The following is a 22,218-nucleotide window of genomic DNA, read 5'->3' on the forward strand; positions in this document are numbered from 1 at the left end:
TTTTCAGTCCCCGGGCTGATAGAGGATGTCCACGCGGCGATTGCGCGCGCGGTTCTCGGGCAGGTCTGCCGGCGTGGCCAGCGGCTGGGAGGCACCGACGCCCGTCGATTCGATGCGTTCTGGCTGCGACATGGACTTGCCCAGCAGCTCGGCAACGGCACGCGCACGCGCTGCGGACAAGGCGAAGTTGTCCTGGAAGCGCAAGGACCGCACCGGTTGATCATCGGTATGGCCAATCACCATCACCCGCCCCGGCAGGCGTTCCAGCGCCGCGGCAATCTGGCCGAGTAGCGCCTGTTGCGGTGACGCGATGTCCACGCCTCCGGAGTTGAACATGGTGGCCGCATTCAGGCGTACCCGCTCGTCACCATTGGGCAATGCATCAACCGAAAGCAGGCCGCCGGCTTCCTGGGCAGCGAGCAGTTGCTTGAGCCGCAGTGGCGAACGCGTCCGCGCCGTGGCGTCGGGAAAATGCGCGTTCTCCACGCCCAGCTGCGCGGCAGCCGCACTGATCGGCGCCGACAGCGCGCTCAAGCGCGCATGCAGCCAGACCAGGACACCCAGTACCAGGCACGCCAGCACCAGCAGCAAGACCCAGCTGGGCACGCCGCGCCCCTGCCCCGGCCGGCGCTGCACGCCGCGCCAGTGCGGCGCCAGTTCGGCGACCGCTGCGCCGCGATGTTCGCGGATCTGACGGTAGAGCGTGTCCTGGATTTCGGTCAGCTGGCCGCGCCCACCGGCTTCGATCTGATAGCGGCCACTGAAGCCCAGGGCCAGGCACAGGTACAGCAACTCGAGCAGGTCGATGTGCCGCGCGGCATCGTTCTGCAGACGCTCCAGGATCTGGAAGAACTTGGCACCGCCGTAAGACTCGTTGTGGAAGCTCATCAGCAAGGTCTGTTGCGCCCAGCCGGTGCGCTCCCCCCACGGTGCACTGAGAACCGCCTCATCGAGCATGGTGCACAACACGTAACGTGCAGCGGTCACACTCTGCACGGGAAGACCGGCTTCGGTCGCCCGCGTTTCGAAACGTTTGACCTGTGCCACGGCCTGCTCGCGCAGGCGCGCCGGATCCGGTGCCTGCGCCGCATGGCGCAACTGCACCGCCAGCAACAGCAGCGGCGTAGCCGCCTGCACCAGCGGATTGACGCTGCGCCCGAGGAAATCACTGATGTCCGCGTCGCTTTCCTGGCGCGGCAGCGACACGTCGCGGAATGGACGTGGCGGCGCAGGTTGGCCGCGCATGATGGTGGCGTCATCGGGCAAGGAGGTCATGGCATCAATTCCTGATTGCCCACAACTGCATGTCCAACCCCGGCACTTCGCTGCCCATGTGCATGGCCAGGCCCCCGGAGGTCTTCAGCTCACGCCACAGCGGCGCGGTCCGGTCGAACTCGAAATACACCGCGCCGGCGTGGTACGGGATCTGGCGCGGTGCGACCGGCATCGGTAACAGGGGGATGCCTGGTAGTTGCAGATTGACCAGGTCCCGGATCTTCTCCACTGGACCGACCTTGGCCTGCGCCGGCAACCGCCGCCGCAGCTCTTCGCCAGGAAAATCCGCGCGCACCGCAAGCACCAACGCGGCGGTATCGACCAGGCCCGGATCCGGCAGCATGGCGACCCAGACGCCGTACTTGCGCGCCTGCACCGGGATTGCCAGCGCCGTTTGCTCCAGGACCGTGCTCAATGCCCCACGCAGCGCAGCGATCAATGGCTCGAAGCTTTCGGTCAATGCTTCGTGGCGATAGCCCGGCAACGCCGAGGGACGCTTCCCCGGTGCGGTGAACGTGGACAGCTCACCCGCCAGCCCGGACAGTTCACGAAACAGCACCTCGGGATGCGGCCCGCCCGAAGCACTCCAATGCGCCACGACCGGCTGCCATCGATTGATGACCTGCAACAGCAGGAAATCGGCAATTTCCGCCGCACCACCGCGATCACTCAGCGCCACCCGCGCGGCCAGGGCCTCCGCACGTTGATGCAGCAAGCCGAGCAGCTCGGTGAGAAAGCCCCCCAGGCGCACGGCCGCATGACTGCGGGTCACCGTCGGCAGATAGCCTTCATCGAGCAACACGCGCCGATCGGCACGCGACTCGACGATCCGAGCCAAGGGGATACAGGCCAGCCCTTCCAGCGGCTGCGACTGCACCTGCAGGCGACAGGCGATTCCACCGACCTCCATCAACACCGAGCCGCCGACGCTACCCGTGGCATCGGCCACCTCCGCCTCGCGCACGCGATAGCGGAACAGCTGGTCTTTCGGCGATTCGGCGCGCCCGATCTCCGGCTGGGAGGGAACCCGCAGCGGCAGGGTCAGGTAGACCGTCTGGTCGCGCCAGCTCGCGTCCACTTCCAGCGGGACCGGCAACGGGTCGTCGCCCGGCATCGAGAACGCGGTTCCGTCAGGAAAGACCCCTTGTGCCCGACGCAGCCCAAGCTTGCCGATGGCCAACAGGTCTTCGTCGAGTTCCAACTCGTCCAGTCCCCAGCCGTGCGCGTGCAGACGGCCCGTGCGCAGCTCGATATGGCGCTCCAGATACCGCTCCTGCTGCTGCAGGTGCTGAGGGCGCAAGAACAGCCCTTCGCTCCAGATCACCTTATTGTTCTGCGTCATGCGCACGTGCCGGTTGGTCATGCCGGCACGCAGTGCTTACCGGCATGAAAACGAGGGGCGGGCGATAGCGCGATTGGACGCACGATCCCCCATCTGGCCCGGTCCGGCGCAGTGGTTTAAGCAAGGCGCGTGCATGCCGGCGCTGCGGATCCCGGGCTGGCATCGAGTGTCCGGGGCGAGGCTTGCCATCGCCCGGCATTCCGTCTCAAGCGCATCCGGCGTGCTATCGCTGCGCGCGACGGGCCGACTTCAAGCGAGCCAGCTGGGCTTCATAGGCACGGGCGAACTCATCCCCGAACAGACGCCTGAAGCATTCGTCCGGATCCTTTGCCAGCACGTCGAAGTTCTCGCGATAACGCTCCCAGTAGCGCCCCTTTCCACTGAACGCATTTCTACGGCCACCATCGACCTCCTGTTCCAGGCGCCCGGGACTGAAGTGGAAAAGCGTGGCCTCGAACGCCGCCCGCATTCCGGCGAGCATGGCCATCTGGTGGCAGCGGATATCGTCGAACGCATCCTCGAACGCCGCCTCGCCAGAAAGGAACGCCCCGCCATCGCTTGCCATCAACTTCTGCAAGGCCTCGCCCGGCGTGGCGGCAAACTTCAGCGGATTGTTCTCCGAACGCTGGATCACCGTCACCGGCAGGCGGAACGTGTTCTTGATCTCGGCACGGGCCCGCAGCACATCCATCACCCCATCCACCACGATCGAGAGGATGGCGTTGATCCGGGGATCGCCAGGGAAGGCAACCTGCTCCTCCGGAGCCCCCGCAGGGGCCGCCCGTTGTGGAGGCATCGCCGCGGGCGGGCTGGCGACACGGGCAGGCTGGCCAGCGAAGTCGCCGGTGGTCATGTCCCAGTTCTCGGGTAATGCCAGGTCCTGCCCAGCCGTGCGCGGGGGATGGAAATGGTCGCTACTGGCCGGGCTGTGGTTCCAGCCGTGATCGATGGCGGCAGGTACGGGGCCAGGCGAAGCAGGATCCAGCAGCCGCAACGGGTCCAGTTCGCCAGCTCCAAGCAGGTCATCGAAATCCAGCGAAGCGGCAGGCTGCACCGATCCAATGCCACCCTGCACCGGCACCAGCCCGAACACGTCGTCCAGCCCAGGATCTGCCAGCCCAAGCGGTGGCGGCACGGGCGGCGAAGCCACCTGCGGGGGAGTAGCCGCCGGCGGTGCGGCAAACAACGTGGCATCGGGTCCGTACGACGCTTCGGCAGGAAAACTTGCGGCCGCCGCAGCCGGCGGCGCAGCGGCCTGCAACGCCACGCCAATCTCCATGTTGTCCAGGCGCAGGCGATCCCCGTCGCCCAGGGCAGCGGGTTCACTCCGCGCCAATGGCACCCCGTTGAGCAGCAGGCCGTTGGTGCTGGCGTCCTCGATGAAATACATGCCGTTGAGGAATCGCACTTGTGCATGGGTGCGCGACACCCCGGGACCGGTGAGGATCCACGCGCTCTGCTCAGACCGGCCAATGCTCCCCCCGCGCCCGTCAAACTCCACACGCGTCCGGTGGATGCCGGGCACCGCGCCACTCAACAGCGAAAGAACCAGCTTCGGGTGCGTGGCCATGATGATCTCCTGCAGGGAACTGCGGTACGTGGAAGGAATTTGGCTCAGGCGCCATGGCTACCGACGAGCAACTCCAGCGCATGCGCGGCAAATCCCCGCCGGCGCGCATCGAAGCGCTGCGGATCGACCGCCGCGAGCAGATTGACTGCCGCGACCGCCGCACGCGCGGTCAGGTCTGGGCCTGGCGTGGCCGGCACAGCCTGGTCTGCCGGCGCCAGGCTTCCGCCCGACCATCCCACCGCCGCGGCCAGCCAGGCCCCGGGCGAGGCGTAACCGCCTGCGCTCGCGAATGCGTAGGCGGCACGTCGATTGGACTCACTCGGATCGCGCAACCATCTTTCCGCCAACGCGGCGCCGGCCTTGTCCTCGGGCGGCAATGGCTGCTCGCGCGCGCACTGGCACAGCCAGGCCACCGCGTAGCGGCGCGGCAACAGACGCGCCAGCAACTTGAGTGCATCCTGGGTCAGGCCACCGGCGAGCAGCGCACGCACGGCGGCCTGCGGTGCCATGCCGGGATGAAGCAGCGCGCATCCTTCGGTACTGACTTCCATCTCACGGCACGCGGAGCTGATGGGATCTTCGGCCATGGCGGCATTCATCCGATCGTGATCAACGCAGCCGAGATCTGCGTAATGGCATCGCCCTTGACCGTGGTTACGGGCGACTTGAGCGTGCTGGTGGCTCCACCTTCCAGACTGAGCAGCGCGTCCGAATGCACCTTCAGGCTGGCGCCTGCGCCCACGTCCATGGTTGCCCCGGCCTGGATGTTCACCTGTACGCCGCCTTCGGCCTTGATGGCCTGGTCACCGTTGATGGTGATGTTGATGCCCTTGATCTGGATTTCGCCGGAGCTCTTCATCACGATGCTCGACGCGCCGGTGACCAGCTCGATCTCGCTGCCGGCATCCAGCTTGAATTTCTGCCCGACCGTGGTGGTCGCGTTGTTAGTGACATCCAGGGTGTCGTCGTGCTTGATGGTGGTCTTACGGTCGTTGTCCACCGTCTCGGTGCGGTCATGCTTGACCGTCAAGGTCTGGTCGTTATTGACCGTGGTGGCCTGGTCGTGGTCGATCTGCATGACGTGGTCGTTCTCGACCTCCTCGTGCATGTCCTTCTGGGCATGGACGAACAGATCCTCTTCGCCCCGCTTGTCTTCGAAGCGGATCTCGTTGAAGTCGTCCCCCGTCCCCTTTAGGCTGCGGCTTCGGATGCCACTCTGCGTGCGGTTGTCCGGCAGCGTATAGGGCAACGGGTTGTCGCCGTTGTAGACACTGCCGATGACCAGCGGCCGGTCTGGATCCCCATCCAGAAAGCTGACCACCACTTCCTGCCCCACGCGCGGGATGCTCTGCACGCCCCACCCCTTCCCGGCCCATGACGAGGCCACCCGCACCGGACAGGAGCGGTCGTCCTGCTCCGTGGTACTGCCATGAATCCAGTGGAACGCCACCTGGATGCGTCCCTGGCTGTCGACCTCGATGTCCTCGTCGCTCTTGCCCACCACTTTCGCGGTCTGCAGGCCGGCGATCAGCGGACGGGGCGTCCGGGCCGGGCTGCGATAACTCAGATTTCCATCCAGCGCAGTGAAATCACAGCGGACCGGCGGGCCGTCGTCTGCACTGCCCCCGGATGCACGCCCGGTCTGCTTCAACGCGATGCGCGTCGAGGTGATCAGGTACTCGCCATTGCGATCGCCCTGCATGAAGCCCTTCAGCCGGAACAACGCGCCCGTGGCGAGCTGCAAGCTGTTTGCCTGACCTTGCTGGCGCGCGTTGATGGCGTGACGCGCTTCCGCAACCACCTGGGCATAGCGACTCCCCTCGGAAACGCTCTGATGCCCCCCCGGCCAACTGAAGGACTCCAGCTCGCCGGCCTCATGGCGAAGCTGGGTCGCACCATCAGCCATCAGATCCAGGCGAGGTTTCTGCGGGTCGTAATCGGTGGACCTGTGCAGCCGGGAATGGACGCGTCGCGCATGCCCGAAGCTGGTCACCACGCCAGCACCGCCACCTCGAAGATGGCTCTCCGGCTGATAGGACTGCTCATAGGGCTCGGTGCGCTTGTGCGCGCCCAGGCCATCGGCCAGCACCATCACGTGGCGTCCATCGTGATGGACGAAGTAATAGTAAATGCCCTCCTGCTCCATCAGTCGGCTGACGAAGAAGAAATCATCTTCGTTGTACTGCACGCAGTACTCACGCTTTGGGTACGTGCCCGAGAGATGCTTTTCGATATCGGTGTAACCCACTTCGGCCAGCACGCCGGACACGATCTCCGGCACGCTCCTGCCGCTGAAGATGCGACAGTTGACACGATGGGTGCTCAACCAGGGCCGCGGCACCAGCGTGACCTGGTAGGCCACATGGCGCGACTGATCCACGCCACCATCGCCATCCTGGGAAATTTCCGCCACGATGCCGTTGAACCAACGCACCACCCGCCCATCATCCGCGCAGCCCACGGTCATGGAAGAACCCAGCAGGGATTCCAGGTCGACATCGAAGTCGTCATGCAGGCAGGTCAACCGCAACTCGAACAGCCGCCCCAGCTCCTCGCTTGCTTCCAGCGAGGAGAAGCTCAGGCCATCACCCAGATTGCTCTTGAGATTGAATGCGTAGTTGGCCATCTGATCCGCGTTGCTGAAAGCCGGTGCTCCGTGGGGCCAGGCCCCGGAGGGCATGGACGCGTGGCAGTGCGACGCCCTCCCCTGGCAGGGCCGCATGGAACGCTCGGATCCTGACACCTGCATGCGGGCAGCAAGCGTCATTCCGTCTCATCCGTCCCGCCTTGGCATGCAGATGATCGTGCTGCAATCCGATGCTGCGGCGCGACGAACGACGAGGCGGCGACTCCCGGATATCGAGCAGTTCGGTGGCTCACGCACGCCAAGCTTCAGGGGCCCGCCGGCAAATGCACTGCGCTTCCAACACCGGTCCGGGAACGTTCAACCAATCAGCACGGTGAAGCAGCCCAGCACGATCACGCCACCATGGGCGGTGCTGTCGCCAAGGCGCGCTGCGGGAAGTCCTTTGATGAAAACCTTGGTCGAGCCGGCCACGATGCTGTCCGGAGGCCCCACGCAGGTACAAAGGTCGGTGGCCCGCGCAGCAGGGAGCCCACCGATCAGGACGGTGGGCGCCCCCGGTGCGACGATAGGACCACCCACGTGCGGAACCACGCCAGTCACCATCGGACAGGCATGCATGTCAGTGAGTCGTGCAGCCGGCTGCATCACGCGCACTCATGGGAAGGCGACACGATCCTGGAGACCTTCGACCTCGATCACCCGGCAAGACATCTCAATCCATCGTCACTTCGCGCGCGGCATCGCATCCTGGCCGGCCAGTCATTCGAATCCCCCAATACAACGACAGCCCTGGCCGGGCATACAACGGACCGCCTGCATCGGATCCCGTAGCCGAAGCACAGCGCCTTATACCGGCATGGTGAAAGCGAGCCTTCCCCACCACTACCCTTTGATTCCTAGCTAAATTCGACGCTATCCACCGTCGCGGATGTGGCATTCATCGCCATCGTGCTGACGATGGCTTTCCAGCCCGTCGGACTGCGTACGATCACGCCATTTCCCGAGACGTCCCCGGCTGAATAGTCGGGCCCGAGGCTGGCGACAACCTTGCCAGCGTAGTCGATGTCTTTACCTTTCTCCGTCGGCTCGTGATAGGCGCGAAGAATTCCTCAGTCGCGCGTGATCACGAAGCGGCAGCCGGTGAATGGTGCGGTGAAAATATAGTCGGCGGTGCAGCTTGATAGATCGATACTTCCAAAAGTGGAAGGACCGGAAGAAGCGGTCTGCCCGTTCCAGTGCAGGAAATGCCCGACGATCGGGCTGCCACGGCGCCACGTCTTCGCATAAGTCCCCTCATTACCGAGGATCGTCAGTTCGACAAAGCGCCCCTTTGGCACCAGGTCGAATTCCATCTTCCCGTGTCCTTGAATGCCATTGAACGCACCGACCTTGGAATTCCTGATCATCGAAGAGCACAAGATTCCCGAGTTCTCCAGGAACAGCTCAGGATTGGCTTTGAACTTTGCATTATTTCCGTTCACAGAAAGATCACCCAAAAAACAGATTCGATTGATGCAGCTCGGACTCAGATCGCTGTCAGTTCAGTGACGGCAGCAATGGCCTGAGATCAAGCCCCCTTCTATCTACCCGGGGAGCAATCCGAATAAATCGCGATATTTATTATTTTCAACGGCGACCAGGTTGCTAACTAAAAATTTAACGAACTCCCCGCTACTGACAACGCCTAACCCCCCGAGACATTGAAAGTGCACTCTGACCCTCTGTTTCTGCGGGCAGGCACGGCCATCAATCCGCGAACACCCCGATGTGCACGGGCGGTCCATTGGAGACGTGCCTGTAGCTCGGCGAGCCGACCATTTCCCCGCCGGAAATGGCCCGCGTGACGACCACAGCCGTCTGGTAGATGTTCCAGAGGTCACCCTTCTTCACGCAGATGATGGTGTGCTCGAAATTCGTCCCAATAACACCGTCAATGGTGTCCATCGCGCTCGGCAGGTCGCTGAACTTGCCTGCAGCCTTGGCCCCCGGCCCTTCGTACGTGTCCGCTTCGATGCGGCACTTGGCGTGGCGGTCACCCGTCATGCTGTTGCCATCGGCGTCGTGGAAGAACCTGTTGACGCGCCCCTTCGCCTGCACTTCGAGCGCGCAGCCGTTCATGGGAAAGGTCACCACCAGGGTACCGTCGGGCGCTCCCCTCGGCACGTCGCAGTAACGTGCCGCCCCGTGGCCGTAGGGAATGAAGAAGTCCATGCCGCCACCGCGGGCGACCTCGATCCGGTAGGCGCCATCTTCCATTTCGCAATTCAGTCGACAGGAGCCCCCGACAGCCTCCTGCAGCGAGCCGTCGGCCGCGCGGCAAATGAAGGCCCTAGATGCGCATACGTTCTTCGGCATCGTCCGCAGCAGTTTCAACACGGACGACCCCGAATCGGTGCCGGCCACCCTGATCTTGTTGAAAAGTCCCATCACTACCCCGCCTGTTGCCGAAACCGGCTCATGTCCGCATGCCGCAGCCACCGGCCCTGCATCGCCATCGATCGGGGAAACCCCCGGCTGGCCATGTCCTCATCGCTTCTTCTCGATCAATGCATCCAGCACGTAGTTCATGGCGACACCATCCTTGTCACGCTCCCTGCCGACCGTGACGAACAGCCCGCGTTCGCCCCCTGGTCTTCAGCGGGGTAACCTCACTGTCGACCCTCCATGCCAACTGGCACCCTCCCTGATGCCCTGTGGAATACACCTCCAGCCAGATCGGAACACCAGCGGCACTGCCCGTGGACAATCGCGCCGCGCGGATATCCAAAACGTGCACGAGCCCGTCGTAATCGATTTGGCGGGCGCGATGGCGCCATACCGAGTCGCTGCCGCGCACTGTCTTGAGAAGGCGCGCGGCGTCCACCTTGTCGTACGCCAATGTAGACCGAAGAGATCACCTTTCCGCCCAGCAATCCCTTGAGCCTGCCCAGCGTACTTCCGTCGCCCGACTTGCTGCCAGTGAAGTGGCCGCCGAAAAGCGTCCCGTCCGAGGCTCGACAGACCACCGCCTGACAGGAATTCAGGCCGGGGAAACCCAGCACCGCCGAGTCCATGCCTGTCTGTTCTTCCGCCAGATAGACCGCCACTTTCGCCCCCCGCCCGACCAGAGGATGCCGGGCATTGTCATGTCGTCGCGTGCCTCGTGCTTCCCCCCCTTCCGTGGAGACGCTACAGCGTCGCTGGCACCCCTTGTCCGTACCCGTGCATCTTCTCTGCCCGGGCTGCCGCCGATCCGGCCTCCCCTACCAGGTGGGGGGCTCCGGAATGTCCTTGTCTCCGTGGCTGATCTGCCAAATGGTCAGCGATAACTTGTGTGCCATCACACCCACCAGACACGATCCGTAATTGTTTCCCGACGCATTCCGACCCTGCATGAAATGCATCATCTCGACCCGGTGCAGGTCGTTGATTTCATCCAGATCGTTGGCCCGTTGCAGATTGGAGACCAGCCCATCGCGCGAATGAGCGTTGAGTGGAACCCTTCGCCTGTCGAGGCTGTAGTTGACACTCCTGGTCACCGACGCATATCCGAACTTGTCATTGATATCCCGAGCATGCCTGTCGAGATCCATCCTTTCCTTCGAATTGAAGCTGTAGTTCGGTGGCGGCTCGGGCTGACTGACCACGCCTTCGAGCAATCCGGACCAGGACCGCTTGAATCCTTCCCAATTGGACATTTCCTCGCTTGGAACTGACATCGGACTGCCTCTTTTTTTGTATTGAAGGGGAATCAGCTTCACTACCGCCTGTCGACTTCACGCAAACCCATACGAAAACTCCCCGTCCTTGCTCCCCACCTGCACGCCAGTCATTGGCGCACCGGCGATCATCCGGTTGAGGAACTCGCGCGAGATGTCGGGCAGCATAGTGTTGGTGAGGATGGCGTCGATCATGCGGCCGCCCGATTCACTTTCGGTGCAGCGCTCGACCACCAGCTTCACCACGTCCTCGTCGTACTCGAACGGGATGCGGTAGCGGGCCTCGATGCGCTTCTTGATGCGGTTCAGCTGCAGCTTGACGATCCTGCCCAGCATTTCCGGGTTAAGTGGGTAGTACGGGATCGCCACCAATCGCCCCAGCAGCGCTGGCGGAAAGACTTTCAGCAGCGGCTCGCGCAAAGCCTTGGCCATGCCTTCCGAATCTGGCATCAGCTCCGGGTCGGCGCAGAGGCTGGCGATCAGGTCAGTGCCGGCGTTGCTGGTGAGGATGATCAAGGTGTTGCGAAAGTCGATCCTGCGGCCCTCGCCGTCTTCCATCCAGCCCTTATCGAACACTTGGAAGAACAGTTCGTGCACGTCCGGATGGGCTTTTTCCACCTCGTCCAGCAGCACCACCGAATACGGTTTGCGGCGGACGGCTTCGGTGAGCACGCCGCCTTCGCCATAGCCGACATAGCCGGGCGGCGCGCCCTTCAGCGAGGACACCGTATGCGCCTCCTGGTACTCGCTCATGTTGATGGTGATCAGGTTCTGTTCGCCGCCGTACAGCGCCTCGGCCAGGGCCAGCGCGGTCTCGGTCTTGCCCACGCCAGAGGTGCCGGCCAGCATGAAGACACCAATGGGCTTGTCCGGGTTGTCCAGGCCGGCGCGGCTGGTCTGGATGCGCTTGGCGATCATCTCCATGGCGTGGTCCTGGCCGATCACGCGCTTGCCCAGCAGTTCGGGCAGACGCAGGACGGTGTCGATCTCGTTGCGTGCCATGCGCCCGACCGGAATGCCGGTCCAGTCGGCGACCACCGCCGCGACGGCTTGATAGTCCACCGTGGGAAGGATCAGCGGGCTCTCGCCCTGCAGCTGGGCCAGTTCGGCCTGGACCTGACGCAGGCGTGCCAGCAGACCGTCGCGATCCGGTGCAGGTTCGGCTTCGGCGCGCTGTTCCAGCTGGGCCACGGCCTGGCTGTCGACCTCGGCTTCCAACACAGTGCCTGTGCCCTCGACTGGTGCATGGTTGCCGCGTAGCTGGGCGCGCAGGGCAAGTAGTTCGTCGACCAGCGTCTTCTCGGACTGCCATCGCGCTTCAAGCATGGCCAGGCGTTCGCGCTCGACGGCCAAGGCGGTCTCCACGGTACCGGCACGCTCGGCGGTCTCCACGCCTACGGCCGCCTCGCGGGTGATGATGCCCTGCTCGGTCTCCAGCGCCTCGATGCGACGGCGGCTGTCGTCCACTTCGGCCGGGACGGCGTGCAGGCTGACGGCGACGCGGGCGCAGGCGGTGTCGAGCAGGCTCACCGACTTGTCCGGCAGCTGGCGCGCGGGGATGTAGCGGTGGCTCAGCTTGACCGCCGCTTCCAGCGCCTCGTCCAGGATCTGCACCTGGTGGTGTTTTTCCATGGTGCTGGCCACGCCGCGCATCATCAGCACGCCCTTGGCCTCGTCCGGCTCATCGACCTGGATGGACTGGAAGCGGCGGGTCAGCGCTGGGTCCTTCTCGATGTGCTTCTTGTATTCGGCGAAGGTGGTCGCGCCGACCGTGCGCAGCGTGCCGCGCGCCAGCGCCGGCTTGAGCAGGTTGGCCGCGTCGCCAGTGCCGGCGGCGCCGCCAGCGCCAACCAGCGTGTGGGTCTCGTCAACGAACAGGATGATTGGTTTGGGGCTGGACTGGACTTCCTCGATCACCGCGCGCAGGCGCTGTTCGAACTCGCCCTTCATGCTCGCGCCGGCCTGCAAAAGGCCCACATCCAGGGTGCGCAGCTCCACGTCTTTCAACGCCGGCGGCACGTCACCGCGCACGATGCGCTGGGCGAAGCCTTCCACCACGGCGGTCTTGCCCACGCCGGCCTCGCCGATGAGGATCGGGTTGTTCTGGCGGCGACGCATCAGGATGTCCACCACCTGGCGGATCTCGTCATCGCGGCCAACGATGGGGTCCAGCTTGCCGCTGCGCGCCTGCTCGGTGAGGTCGGTGGTGAACTTGCGCAGCGCTTCCTGCTTGCCCATCTGCGCCGGGGCCATGGCAGCACTGGCCTCACCCGGTGCGGCAACCCCGAAGCGCGAACCATCGTTGGCGACCTGGCCGTCTTCCGGCGACCCGGCCACGATCTCCTCCAGGCCATCAGCCAGCGCTTCGGCCTTGACCTTCGCAAATTCCGCCGAGATCCCGTTGAGCGCGCTGCGCAGATGCGGCGTACGCACGATGCCGACCAACAGCGTCCCGGTACGCACCTGGGTGTCGCCATACATCAAGGTGGCGAATACCCAACCCCGCTCCACCGCCTCCTCCACCGTCGATGAAAGATCGGAGATGGCGGTCGCGCCCCGGGGCAGTCGATCCAGTGCATCGGTGAGATCGCGTACCAGATTGGATGGGTTGAGCTGGAAGTGCTTCACGATGCGGTGCAGATCCGAGTCCTGCAGCTGCAGGATCTGGTGGATCCAATGGATCAGCTCTACATAGGGATTACCACGTAGCTTGCAGAACACCGTGGCACTTTCGATGGCGCGGTAAGCGGTCTTGTCGAGCTTGCCGAACAAGGCGGTACGACTGATCTCGGCCATGGGAAAAGGGAGCTCCGTGAAGGGTGTGATGAATCGAAAGAACGTCAGGCCGCCGGGTGGAGGATGACCTCGTCGGCATCGGCCAGGTCGTAACTGCGCTGGCCCAGCCAGCTGTCCAACCCAAGGCGGCCGCCAATGCCCAAGCGGGTTCGCGGCACGTGATCCGAGCGCAGGACAAGTTGCACGTCCCACCCTGTCGCATCGCCCAGATAGCTGCGCACGGCGGCGGTCAGTGTCTTCATCGCCTGCGCCCCTGGCAGCATCTGCTGGAACTGGTCGCGCGTCAGCGGCCCCAGGCGCAGGCGCACGCGCTGCTGGGCGCCACGGACCCGCGCGCCCAACACGCTGCTCTGCCCCAGGCTGGCCACCGCCTCACCGCCGCCCAGTCGCAGATGCGCATCGGCTGGAAGCGACATCCACTCGGCAACGAATTCCACGACCTCGGCGATCGCACCGGTCACCGCCTGCACCAACGCGCGCAGACCCTCAGCGTTGCAGGCAACACCCAGCAAGCGGCCGGAGAAGTGACGCCGCGCCGCGTCGGGGAACGCATCACGCCCATCGGTGGCCGGTGTTCCGGTGCCGACCAGGGCACCCGTCCACGCAGCGAAGCGGTCCGCTTCCGGTCGGTCGGCGTGAACCACCGGCTGTGCATCGGCCCAGGCGCGATAGAACAGGCACAGCATCCGGTGATGGAACAGGTCGGCAAAGGCAGTGAAGGTGTCGTCGCGCGCGTGGCTGGCCCGGCCAATGGCGTATTCGGTCAGATGCAACGGCAATGCCCCAAAGGGGCCAAACAATCCGGGTGCCAATCCATAGAGGTGGGACGGCGTGCCTTCGGCGCCTGCCACGAAGCAGTCGACCTGCGAAGCCGCGAAGGCCAGCGAAGGCGTCTGGTGCAAGCGGACCGGCTCGTCCGCCGGGCGCGCTGCATGGCCAAGCCGGGGTTGATCCGGATGTGCCCGCTCCACGAGCCGCATGGCCGCAAAGAGCTCGTAGCGTTCTGCATCAAGTTGCAGCTGCTGCAGTTTCACAGTGTCTGCCTCAGGCCGGGACGTGCCTTCCAGCGGGCCACCTCATTGCGTTCGAGCGTGCGCAGCACGGTTTCCGTAAAGGAATTGACCGACACATAGCGCGCGAAGAAACGCTGCATCACCGTCCCCAGCAGATAGGCACCAGTGCCTTCCAGCGCGGCGTCTTCGCAGGTCAGGGTGATCTCCAGGCCCCGCCCGAAGGTGATCGGCCCCGGCACCGGAATGCGTCGCACGATCGGACGGCTGGCGACCGACTTGATGCCTTCGACCAGGCGCTGCGCGGAGGCATCGAATGGATCGCAGTACAGCGTCAGCATTTCGCGCAGCGCAGATGCCCCCGCGCCCGCATCGTCATCCAGCAGGGAGAGATAGTTGAGCTGGAGATGGCTCAGCAGACGCCAGGCCGTCTCGTCGCCGCCCTGCGCCGTGCGCGGACGCGAAGGCCCGGCCACGCATCGTACCGACTGGACTGGCGCAACACCCTCGAGATTGAAGTCCGTTTTTCCCTTGCCCACCGGCATCTGCAAAGGCAGGTCGCGATTGGTGCACAGCATCTGCATGCCCAGCTGACGCAACGATGTAGGCAACGGCTTGTCGGTATCATCGACCAGACTGATGAACATCTCATTGCCGATGTAGCTGGACCGTGCCCCGTCCCGGCGTTGGCGCGTGGTCAGCAGCCGCGGCTCGCGACGCGTGGTGAAATAGGCGCGCTGCTGGCTGTGCCAACGTTGCAGACCTCCGCCATAGAACGGCTCGAAACGCTGTTCCGGCTCCTGACGATCCCCGTAGCCATCCACAGCCTGCAGGCTGTGCACTTCCAGATCCAGCGGACGCGTCCTGTCCGGCACCACGTGATACTCGCTGCAACCGGGCTCCAGGTGAATCCGATCGCCGCGGTGCGGGAAGAGGTTGATCGCTGGGGTGCAGAACAGACGGAAGTTCTCGACGCTGATGGCGTTGTGGAGTGCCGGATTCCCCTGCTCCAGCAGCACCACGATCTCGAAGGTGCTGCCTTCGGCACGGCGCAGCAACGGTTGCAGGCCATCGAAATTGGCAAACAGGAAGCGCTGCGGCAACGCGAAATATTCCTGCAGCAGGCGATAGCCACTGAAAGATCGATCACCGTAGGGAATCAGCGACTCGGCATCCTCAAAGCCGGTCCCAGCCACCGCAGACGGCGGGCGATACAGACTAACCGGTCCGTTCGCCCCCACTGCACGCACCACAAAGCCCGCGTTACGCCCGAGGATGCTTTCGTACAACCGGCGCGGCTGTTCGTCCGCACCCGCCAGGAAGATGGGCAGCGCATCAAGCGCCAGCATGGCCACGTGCACGCCGGCCAGCGTTTCCATGCGCAGGCGAATTCCCGCACGCACGGCACGACCGCCAGGCAACTCGATGCCTGCCGCAGCCAGCGCCGCGGGCGTATCGAGATAGCGGGCCTCACGCAATGCCAGCGGCCATAAGGTGACATCGTGCGCGGTGCGGAACTCGCATGCCGTTCGCTCACCCGGCGCAAGCTGGCTGCGCAGGACGCTTTGGCGCGGCACCCGGTGCCCGCTCGCCAAGGCGGCCTCACCGGCATCAGGCTGCAGCTGCACGACCGCCATCGATGGAATCGGAGCAAGGTAGTGCGGGTACAGCATTTCCAGCAGATGCTGGGTGAACACCGGGTACTGCGCATCAAGCTTGAGCTGGACACGCGCGGCGAGAAAGGCGAAGCCCTCGAGCAAGCGCTCCACGTACGGGTCCGCGCATTCGAAGCCTTCCAACCCAAGCCGACCGGCGATCTTGGGATAGGCATGGGCGAATTCGCCGCCCATTTCACGGACGTGCTGGAGTTCGCGGTTGTAGTAGGAGAGCAGGCGCGGATCGATCATCGGGCGCGCCTCAACCGTAGCTTTCCGTCAGGTCGACGCGGCCGTTCTCCAAATCCACCCTTGTCTTGAGGTACAACCGCATCGGAATCGGCTGCGCCCACATTTCCGATCGAATATCGAAAGACAGACTCGTCTGATCCATCCGATCTTCATCCATGTGCACGTCCACCTGCAGGGTGGCCGGCGTCAGCCTTGGCTCGAATGCGAGGATTGCATCGCGGATGCGCCGCTTCAGCGCCTCCACGTCCGCGCCGCGCAGGCTTGTCCCGCATAAATCCGGGATCCCGTAATTCAGCACCGAATCTGCGACCTGCGGATAGGCGCCAAGATCGGCGCTGGCTGAAAGCTGCACCGTATTGAGAAGCCAACCCAGGTCACGCATCACGCACTCGCGCAGGCGTGCGGCGTTGATCACCCGACGCTCGCGACTCTCGTCCTTCTGCTCCGGCGCATCGTCGGTGAGGCGATCGAGCAGGGAAGGTTGCAGTCGCTCTGTGGTGGTGAGTTCAGCCATGCTGGCTTACACCGTGCCGAAGTCGATGCGACGCACGTCCAGAAGCGCATATTCATCGGCATCGGTGGCCAGCAGCCGCTGTCCTTGGCCAGCGAAGTGGCCCTCTGCCAACTGGCGCCAATCCGTCCGCCGTGACAACCGGAGCGCATCATCCTCATCGCCGTCACTTCCCGGATAGCGCACCGGGACAACACCCATCGATTGGCCTCCGTGCGTCCAGGTCACCTTGACCTGGGCCCAAAGCAGGTCGCACAACGAAGCAGGCGCACTGAACTCCAACGCCGACACGCGTGCAAACGGCACCCAGGCGTATCCCCCGTGCACGATCATCTCCAGGCACGGGCCGAAGCGACTATCGGCATCGGCAATCCACTCGAATGGCACGCCATCGATGCTTCCCGCGGTGGCGGGCGCCTGTACCAGCGCCTCCGCACGCATCGTCGCCGCCGCCTCAGCGCGCCCGGAGGCATCAAGCTGCTGCGCCTGCAACAGCAATGCGATCCACGGCTCCGGCTCGCCGATCACCGTGGGCAGGTATTGGCCCGCGAACACGGCTGCGCGAACCCGCTCGCCATCCAGTGCCAGCTTGTACGCTGCGGCCATCGGCAGTTGTGATGCATCCAGCTGTGCCGCCGTCTCCAGTTGGCGAGCGGCACGTTCCCATTGACCGCTCGCTGCCAGGAGCTGAAACAGGAACACGCGTGCCGAAGCGTTTGATGCCTCGGCGCGAACCTGCGCCATCAACGCATCAAGCGCGGCCTGCAACCTGCCCTCGCGCAGCAGGGCTTCCGCCTGCGTGGGCGCCAGCTTTCCGATGGTGGAGACGTTGGCGCCCATGTCCCGGACTCAGACCTTGTTGACGCCCTGGATGTCGTAGGTAAACGGCTTGGCTGCGCCATCGGGCTTGCCGTCCGCCTTCTGCGGCTGGAACTTGTAGGCGAACTTGCCGAAATGCAGGGTGATGTTCTCGGTCAAGCGGTCCTCGCCGCCCGAACCACCGGTGGACACCGAGGTGACCATCACGCCGTTGCTCAACTCCAGGGTCAGGTAGTCGGTCTGCTCACCGGTGGCGTTGGTGATGAACAGAGTGGCCGTCTCCAGACGGGCGCCGGTGGCGCAGGCCTGCAGCAGCGCGTGCGAGCTGGCATCCACGTACTTGGTGACCGAGATGTCCTGCACGTGCGCCTTGCCACCCGAACCGGTGGCGCTGTTGTGCAGATCGGCGCTGTTGCTCACGCCCCAGGACCAGGCCAGGACCGGCACTTCGCCCTTGTGCTTGTTGTGACTGGACGAGCCCTCGATCTTAACCGAGCCGCCATCGAACTTCAGATGCATGTCAAACGCCATGATGCGTTACTCCTGTGATGGAACACATTGAAAGTGGGGAGAGGCCGCCTCCAGCGGCCCCTGTATGCCGACGAACGCCGTGGAATCAGGCCTTCTCGGACGGCAGCCTGGACACCAGGCGCAGCGAGACGGTCAGGCCTTCCAACTGGTAGTGCGGCTTGAGGAAGAACTTGGAGCTGTAATAGCCCGGCGCGCCCTCCACCTCCTCCACTACAACCTCGGCGGCCGCCAGCGGGTGGCTGGCCTTGTACTCCTCGCTGGAGTTGGCCGGATCGCCATCGACGTAGTTGAGGATCCAGCGCTGCAGCCAGCTCTCCACCTGCTCACGGCTGGAGAACGAGCCGATCTTGTCGCGCACGATGCACTTGAGGTAATGCGCGAAACGGCTGCAAGCGAACATATACGGCAGGCGCGCGGCCAGCGCTGCGTTGGCAGTGGCGTCCGGATCATCGAACTCCGCCGGTAGATTGAGCGACTGTGCACTGATGAAGGCGGCCATGTCCGAGTTCTTGCGATGGACCAGTGGCATCAGGCCCATCTTGTCCAGCTCGGCCGAACGGCGATCGGTGATGGCCACCTCGGTCGGGCACTTCATGTCCACGCCGCCGTCATCGGTCGGGAAGGTATGCGTCGGCAGCCCTTCGACCGCACCGCCGGACTCCACGCCGCGGATGCGCGAGCACCATCCATAGGTTTTGAACGAACGGTTGATGTTCACCGCCATCGCATACGCCGCGTTCTGCCAGCTGTACTTGGATGAGTCGGCGCCCGTGGTGTCCTCCTCGAAATCGAACTCCTCCACCGGCTCGGTCTTCGCACCGTACGGCAACCGCGCCAGCGTGCGCGGCATGGCCAGCGCCAGGTATTTGGAATCATCCGAGCTGCGCAGCGAACGCCATGACGCGTAGTCGGGCGTGGAAAAAATCTTGGCCAGGTCACGCGGATTGGCCAGTTCGTTCCAGCTATCCATGCCGATCAAGGTCGGTGCCGCTGCCGCGATGAAGGGCGCGTGCGCGGCGGACGCGACCTGCGCGATGCCATTCAGCAGTTCGACGTCCTGCGGACTGTGATCAAAATAGTAGTCGCCCACCAGGCAGCCATAAGGCTCGCCGCCCAACTGACCATATTCTTCTTCGTACATCTTCTTGAAGATCGGGCTCTGGTCCCAGGCCGTTCCCTTGTAACGCTTGAGCGTCTTGCCAAGCTCCTTCTTGGAGATGTTCAACACCCGGACCTTCAACTGGGTGTCGGTTTCGGTGTTGTTGACCAGGTAATGCAGGCCGCGCCAGGCACTTTCCAGCTTCTGGAAATCCTCGTTGTGCATCACCAGGTTGAGCTGCTCTGTGATCTTGCGATCAATCTCGGCGATATATGCCTTGATGGTCTGGGAAACATCCTCGCCGATGACATCGGCGCGACTCAGCACCTGCTCTGCCAGCGTGCGCACCGCCGACTCGACCTCCTCCTTGGCACGCTCGCTCTTGGGTTTGAATTCCTTGGTCAGCAGTGAGGAAAAGTCACCAGCTTCGAGGGTCTGTGTGGCGACCTGTTCGGCCGCGATCTGGGTCGACATGCGCTTATTCCTTGTCTTCTGGCTTGGCTGCGGACACCAGCGACTGCAGCAGTGCCGGATCACGGATGGCCTGTGCGATGAGGTTCTCCGCGCCGGCTTTTCCGTCCATGTAGGTATCGAGGTTCGCCAGTTGCGTGCGTGCCTCGAGCAACTTGGCCAGCGGCTCGACCTTCCTGGCCACGGCCGCCGGAGAGAAGTCATCCATGCTTTCGAACGTGATGTCGACCGCCAGACTCCCCTCGCCCGTCAAGGTATTGGGAACCGCAAAGGCCGCGCGGGGCTTCATCGACTGCAGGCGACTATCGAAGTTGTCGACGTCGATCTCGAGCGCCTTGCGCTCTTCCAGCGAGGGCAGCTCGCCGGCATTGGCGCCGGAGAGGTCCGACATGACCCCCATCACGAAGGGCACCTGCACTTTCTTCTGCGCGCCGTAGACCTCGACGTCGTATTCGATCTGCACACGCGGCGCCCGGTTGCGGGCGATGAACTTCTGACTGTTTGCCATGGCGGTTGGCTCCTGGAGGAAGAGTTCTGACCAGGAGCGAGGCCTGTCGGAAGGACGCCATCGCATCGATGCAGCGCGATGACCCCGACAGACCCCTCGTCCGCATGCCGGAGTCGCCTTCCATGCAAAAGCAGGAGAAGTCTCCGACCCCGCGCTGCCTGGGTCCCTACGCTGCCCACCTCGATGGCTGGGCGCATGCGCCCGTCCGCGGACGTGTCAGGCAGCGTGTGGGGCAACTCTAGGCAGCGCCCCATGGATCCACCCGTCAATCCGTCTCAGTCCCTCCAGCGCAACTGCATGAAGATCCCGTGATGGGTTCTCGACGCTTTTCCCGATTAAGGAGTCAGTCCCTCGATAACCGGGGGCCTGAAACAGGGGGAGCACACGATGGGCCAGATGGCATGCAGCCTGGGAGTTGCGGCAACGCAAGCAGCCGCGATCACGGGTGAAGACAAGGACTGGCGGCGGACGACGCTGACCAAACGGATCATTTCCCACATCGACAACCACTTGTTCGACGCGGAACTGTCCGGCGACACACTGCAGAGAACCTTCCATCTGTCACGCGCCACGCTTTACCGCCTCTTCCAGAACATTGGCGGGGTTGCACACCATATTCGTGCCCGCCGCCTCTCCTGGGCCCACGCCTACCTGCGCGATCACCCGGATTGCAGCATCACCTGGGTGCTTTACGAGGCCGGCTTCAATTCCGAACGCCAGTTTCAACGAGCCTTTCAGGCGTATTTCGGCATGGCGCCGGCCTGCTGGCGCAAGCGCTGCCAGGACTCGCATCCGCAGCATGCTGATGAGGCGCGGACGGCAAGCAAGGAACACCTGGACAGGGGCGCCTTTCGTAACTCATCGGACGCCATCCCCCATAGCAATGACCGGGGCGTTTACGAGCAGCTACGGGCAATACACGGCTGAGTTCCGGCCTGACGCAGTGATGCAGGCGGTCGCCCACGCCCTCCGTCAAGCAGGCACATCGAAATACGCGATAGATCCTCTCGGGATTCCAGTCCGGCCGCGTCCTGCGCAGCTGATCGCAGCGTTTCCAGAAGCCGGATAGCGGCGCTTCCAGGAAGCGCCGCGATTCAAGCGATCAATCCGGCATCGCGCATTTTTCAGTCCAATGACTGCGCGTATCACGCCGTTTTCGATGGGCCGACACAAATACATGACCTACACGGCAACACCAAATGATTAATCTACAAAAATATCCAGTTGGCGCCGATGATTTCAGGGGCCGTATACAAGCTCACCGCGCTCTACACCACCCAATGCACAAGACCCTGCCCATATACCCGGCGAGATCCGCGTCAGCCTTTTCCTTGCCAACCCATAAATCTTGTGCACCCACTCCCTACTCTCATCCAACTCCTTAGAGCTCAGGTCCGGATCCGCTTTCAAGTTCGAATACCATAGCCGCCCCCTCTTCAATGTCCTGCCATCCACCCAGGGGCGACCAAATTCAATAAATCCTGCGCCCGGATAAACCGTGGAATTTAGTTTTGCAAAACCTTCCTTATTGGAAATCAGCCCAACCCTCGCCAAGTAGCTGGCCCGCCAATCACCATCGATGTACCCAAGATGGCGGGAGATATGGTATCCCCGCACTCCGTTGCGAACCAACAAAACCATACAAACGGTAGACCGAATTTCCTCCAAGAGAGAAACCTGGTCTTCATCAGTAAGATAAAAATTGATCTGAATTCCCATTATTAATCGCAAGGATAATCATGCATGGGAACGCCGCCCAACTGGATTTGACCACATCATCGCGCGAGCGAGGTATCCACACATATTGTGCAGGCACACCCATGAGCCTGATGCCCATCTAGATTGCGGCCCGACTGGCCCCTTGGCAGATAGAACCAACCGATTCGCCGCATAGCACGGCGGGAACACTCAGCACCAGAAAGCCAAACTTTGTGCTATCCACTTCATGCCTTGGCCAAACCTGCCAATCTGTGGTTTGGCGCACAAGCAGCCTGTGTTCCTGAAGGCATAAGTTGGCCGCCAATTAAAAGCGTAAGTTGGCGGGATAGGCCAAGATAGAAGTTCGGCCCCCATCGGCTCGATCCAATCAGGTCG

General features: G+C 63.4%; 18 protein-coding genes and 1 pseudogene. 1 reads left to right on the forward strand and 18 read right to left on the reverse strand.

What is annotated here, in order from left to right; genetic code table 11:
• Positions 1 to 3: 3 nt before the first annotated feature.
• From icmH to tssB, 17 genes are all read right to left on the reverse strand, one after another.
• Positions 4 to 1,275: a type IVB secretion system protein IcmH/DotU gene (icmH, locus tag O8I58_RS08030; RefSeq protein WP_298322122.1), complete on the reverse strand. Its 1,272-nt coding sequence runs from the start codon at positions 1,273 to 1,275 to the stop codon at positions 4 to 6.
• A gap of 4 nt (positions 1,276 to 1,279) precedes the next feature.
• Positions 1,280 to 2,617, reverse strand: coding sequence for a type VI secretion system baseplate subunit TssK (gene tssK / locus O8I58_RS08035; RefSeq protein WP_298322124.1), 1,338 nt, complete (start codon positions 2,615 to 2,617; stop codon positions 1,280 to 1,282).
• 223 nt (positions 2,618 to 2,840) lie between these two features.
• On the reverse strand, positions 2,841 to 4,187 hold the full coding sequence (gene tagH, locus O8I58_RS08040) for a type VI secretion system-associated FHA domain protein TagH (protein ID WP_298322126.1): 1,347 nt from the start codon (positions 4,185 to 4,187) through the stop codon (positions 2,841 to 2,843).
• Positions 4,188 to 4,231: 44 nt separating this feature from the next.
• Positions 4,232 to 4,774 carry a DUF6931 family protein gene (locus O8I58_RS08045; RefSeq protein ID WP_298322128.1) on the reverse strand — a complete coding sequence of 181 codons (543 nt, stop codon included), beginning with the start codon at positions 4,772 to 4,774 and terminating at the stop codon, positions 4,232 to 4,234.
• A gap of 8 nt (positions 4,775 to 4,782) precedes the next feature.
• Positions 4,783 to 6,813, reverse strand: a complete 2,031-nt coding sequence (tssI, locus tag O8I58_RS08050; RefSeq protein WP_298322130.1) for a type VI secretion system Vgr family protein — start codon at positions 6,811 to 6,813, stop codon at positions 4,783 to 4,785.
• Between the two features lie 318 nt (positions 6,814 to 7,131).
• Positions 7,132 to 7,419, reverse strand: coding sequence for a PAAR domain-containing contractile injection system baseplate protein (locus O8I58_RS08055; protein ID WP_298322132.1), 288 nt, complete (start codon positions 7,417 to 7,419; stop codon positions 7,132 to 7,134).
• A gap of 464 nt (positions 7,420 to 7,883) precedes the next feature.
• Positions 7,884 to 8,126, reverse strand: coding sequence for a hypothetical protein (locus tag O8I58_RS08060; protein WP_298322134.1), 243 nt, complete (start codon positions 8,124 to 8,126; stop codon positions 7,884 to 7,886).
• Positions 8,127 to 8,520: 394 nt separating this feature from the next.
• Positions 8,521 to 9,201: a hypothetical protein gene (locus tag O8I58_RS08065; protein WP_298322137.1), complete on the reverse strand. Its 681-nt coding sequence runs from the start codon at positions 9,199 to 9,201 to the stop codon at positions 8,521 to 8,523.
• A gap of 815 nt (positions 9,202 to 10,016) precedes the next feature.
• Positions 10,017 to 10,514, reverse strand: coding sequence for a hypothetical protein (locus tag O8I58_RS08070; protein WP_298322140.1), 498 nt, complete (start codon positions 10,512 to 10,514; stop codon positions 10,017 to 10,019).
• 15 nt (positions 10,515 to 10,529) lie between these two features.
• Positions 10,530 to 13,268 carry a type VI secretion system ATPase TssH gene (tssH, locus tag O8I58_RS08075; protein ID WP_298322142.1) on the reverse strand — a complete coding sequence of 913 codons (2,739 nt, stop codon included), beginning with the start codon at positions 13,266 to 13,268 and terminating at the stop codon, positions 10,530 to 10,532.
• A 44-nt stretch (positions 13,269 to 13,312) separates the two neighbouring features.
• Positions 13,313 to 14,302 (reverse strand): type VI secretion system baseplate subunit TssG, encoded by a 990-nt coding sequence (tssG, locus tag O8I58_RS08080; RefSeq protein ID WP_298322144.1) that lies wholly within the window; start codon positions 14,300 to 14,302, stop codon positions 13,313 to 13,315.
• On the reverse strand, positions 14,299 to 16,182 hold the full coding sequence (gene tssF / locus O8I58_RS08085; RefSeq protein WP_298322843.1) for a type VI secretion system baseplate subunit TssF: 1,884 nt from the start codon (positions 16,180 to 16,182) through the stop codon (positions 14,299 to 14,301). The genes tssG and tssF overlap by 4 nt, the downstream gene beginning before the upstream one ends.
• A 13-nt stretch (positions 16,183 to 16,195) precedes the next feature.
• On the reverse strand, positions 16,196 to 16,699 hold the full coding sequence (gene tssE, locus O8I58_RS08090; protein WP_298322146.1) for a type VI secretion system baseplate subunit TssE: 504 nt from the start codon (positions 16,697 to 16,699) through the stop codon (positions 16,196 to 16,198).
• Positions 16,700 to 16,705: 6 nt separating this feature from the next.
• Positions 16,706 to 17,536, reverse strand: a complete 831-nt coding sequence (locus tag O8I58_RS08095; RefSeq protein ID WP_298322148.1) for a type VI secretion system accessory protein TagJ — start codon at positions 17,534 to 17,536, stop codon at positions 16,706 to 16,708.
• Positions 17,537 to 17,545: 9 nt separating this feature from the next.
• Positions 17,546 to 18,046 (reverse strand): Hcp family type VI secretion system effector, encoded by a 501-nt coding sequence (locus tag O8I58_RS08100; protein WP_298322150.1) that lies wholly within the window; start codon positions 18,044 to 18,046, stop codon positions 17,546 to 17,548.
• 85 nt (positions 18,047 to 18,131) lie between these two features.
• The gene (tssC, locus tag O8I58_RS08105) at positions 18,132 to 19,619 is read right to left on the reverse strand and encodes a type VI secretion system contractile sheath large subunit (protein ID WP_298322152.1); all 1,488 of its coding nucleotides are present in this window, start codon (positions 19,617 to 19,619) and stop codon (positions 18,132 to 18,134) included.
• A 4-nt stretch (positions 19,620 to 19,623) separates the two neighbouring features.
• Positions 19,624 to 20,124 (reverse strand): type VI secretion system contractile sheath small subunit, encoded by a 501-nt coding sequence (gene tssB, locus O8I58_RS08110; RefSeq protein WP_298322154.1) that lies wholly within the window; start codon positions 20,122 to 20,124, stop codon positions 19,624 to 19,626.
• Between the two features lie 387 nt (positions 20,125 to 20,511).
• Between tssB and O8I58_RS08115 the strand changes: the two genes are divergently transcribed.
• Positions 20,512 to 21,051: a helix-turn-helix domain-containing protein gene (locus O8I58_RS08115; RefSeq protein ID WP_298322156.1), complete on the forward strand. Its 540-nt coding sequence runs from the start codon at positions 20,512 to 20,514 to the stop codon at positions 21,049 to 21,051.
• A 58-nt stretch (positions 21,052 to 21,109) separates the two neighbouring features.
• Here O8I58_RS08115 and O8I58_RS08120 read toward each other — a convergent pair.
• A pseudogene (locus tag O8I58_RS08120) lies at positions 21,110 to 21,308 on the reverse strand (IS3 family transposase); the annotation flags it as partial.
• Positions 21,309 to 22,218: the final 910 nt, after the last annotated feature.

It is taken from the genome of Pseudoxanthomonas sp., assembly GCF_027498035.1.
In the GTDB taxonomy this organism is placed as follows: Bacteria; Pseudomonadota; Gammaproteobacteria; order Xanthomonadales; family Xanthomonadaceae; genus Pseudoxanthomonas_A.

Excerpts from the sequence above, each read along its gene's own strand:
- icmH (WP_298322122.1), bottom strand. The coding sequence starts at position 1,275 with ATGACCTCCTTGCCCGATGACGCCACCATCATGCGCGGCCAACCTGCG.
- tssK (WP_298322124.1), bottom strand. The coding sequence starts at position 2,617 with ATGACGCAGAACAATAAGGTGATCTGGAGCGAAGGGCTGTTCTTGCGC.
- tagH (WP_298322126.1), bottom strand. The coding sequence starts at position 4,187 with ATGGCCACGCACCCGAAGCTGGTTCTTTCGCTGTTGAGTGGCGCGGTG.
- O8I58_RS08045 (WP_298322128.1), bottom strand. The coding sequence starts at position 4,774 with ATGGCCGAAGATCCCATCAGCTCCGCGTGCCGTGAGATGGAAGTCAGT.
- tssI (WP_298322130.1), bottom strand. The coding sequence starts at position 6,813 with ATGGCCAACTACGCATTCAATCTCAAGAGCAATCTGGGTGATGGCCTG.
- O8I58_RS08055 (WP_298322132.1), bottom strand. The coding sequence starts at position 7,419 with ATGCAGCCGGCTGCACGACTCACTGACATGCATGCCTGTCCGATGGTG.
- O8I58_RS08060 (WP_298322134.1), bottom strand. The coding sequence starts at position 8,126 with ATGGAATTCGACCTGGTGCCAAAGGGGCGCTTTGTCGAACTGACGATC.
- O8I58_RS08065 (WP_298322137.1), bottom strand. The coding sequence starts at position 9,201 with ATGGGACTTTTCAACAAGATCAGGGTGGCCGGCACCGATTCGGGGTCG.
- tssH (WP_298322142.1), bottom strand. The coding sequence starts at position 13,268 with ATGGCCGAGATCAGTCGTACCGCCTTGTTCGGCAAGCTCGACAAGACC.
- tssE (WP_298322146.1), bottom strand. The coding sequence starts at position 16,699 with ATGGCTGAACTCACCACCACAGAGCGACTGCAACCTTCCCTGCTCGAT.
- O8I58_RS08095 (WP_298322148.1), bottom strand. The coding sequence starts at position 17,536 with ATGGGCGCCAACGTCTCCACCATCGGAAAGCTGGCGCCCACGCAGGCG.
- O8I58_RS08100 (WP_298322150.1), bottom strand. The coding sequence starts at position 18,046 with ATGGCGTTTGACATGCATCTGAAGTTCGATGGCGGCTCGGTTAAGATC.
- tssC (WP_298322152.1), bottom strand. The coding sequence starts at position 19,619 with ATGTCGACCCAGATCGCGGCCGAACAGGTCGCCACACAGACCCTCGAA.
- tssB (WP_298322154.1), bottom strand. The coding sequence starts at position 20,124 with ATGGCAAACAGTCAGAAGTTCATCGCCCGCAACCGGGCGCCGCGTGTG.
- O8I58_RS08115 (WP_298322156.1), top strand. The coding sequence starts at position 20,512 with ATGGGCCAGATGGCATGCAGCCTGGGAGTTGCGGCAACGCAAGCAGCC.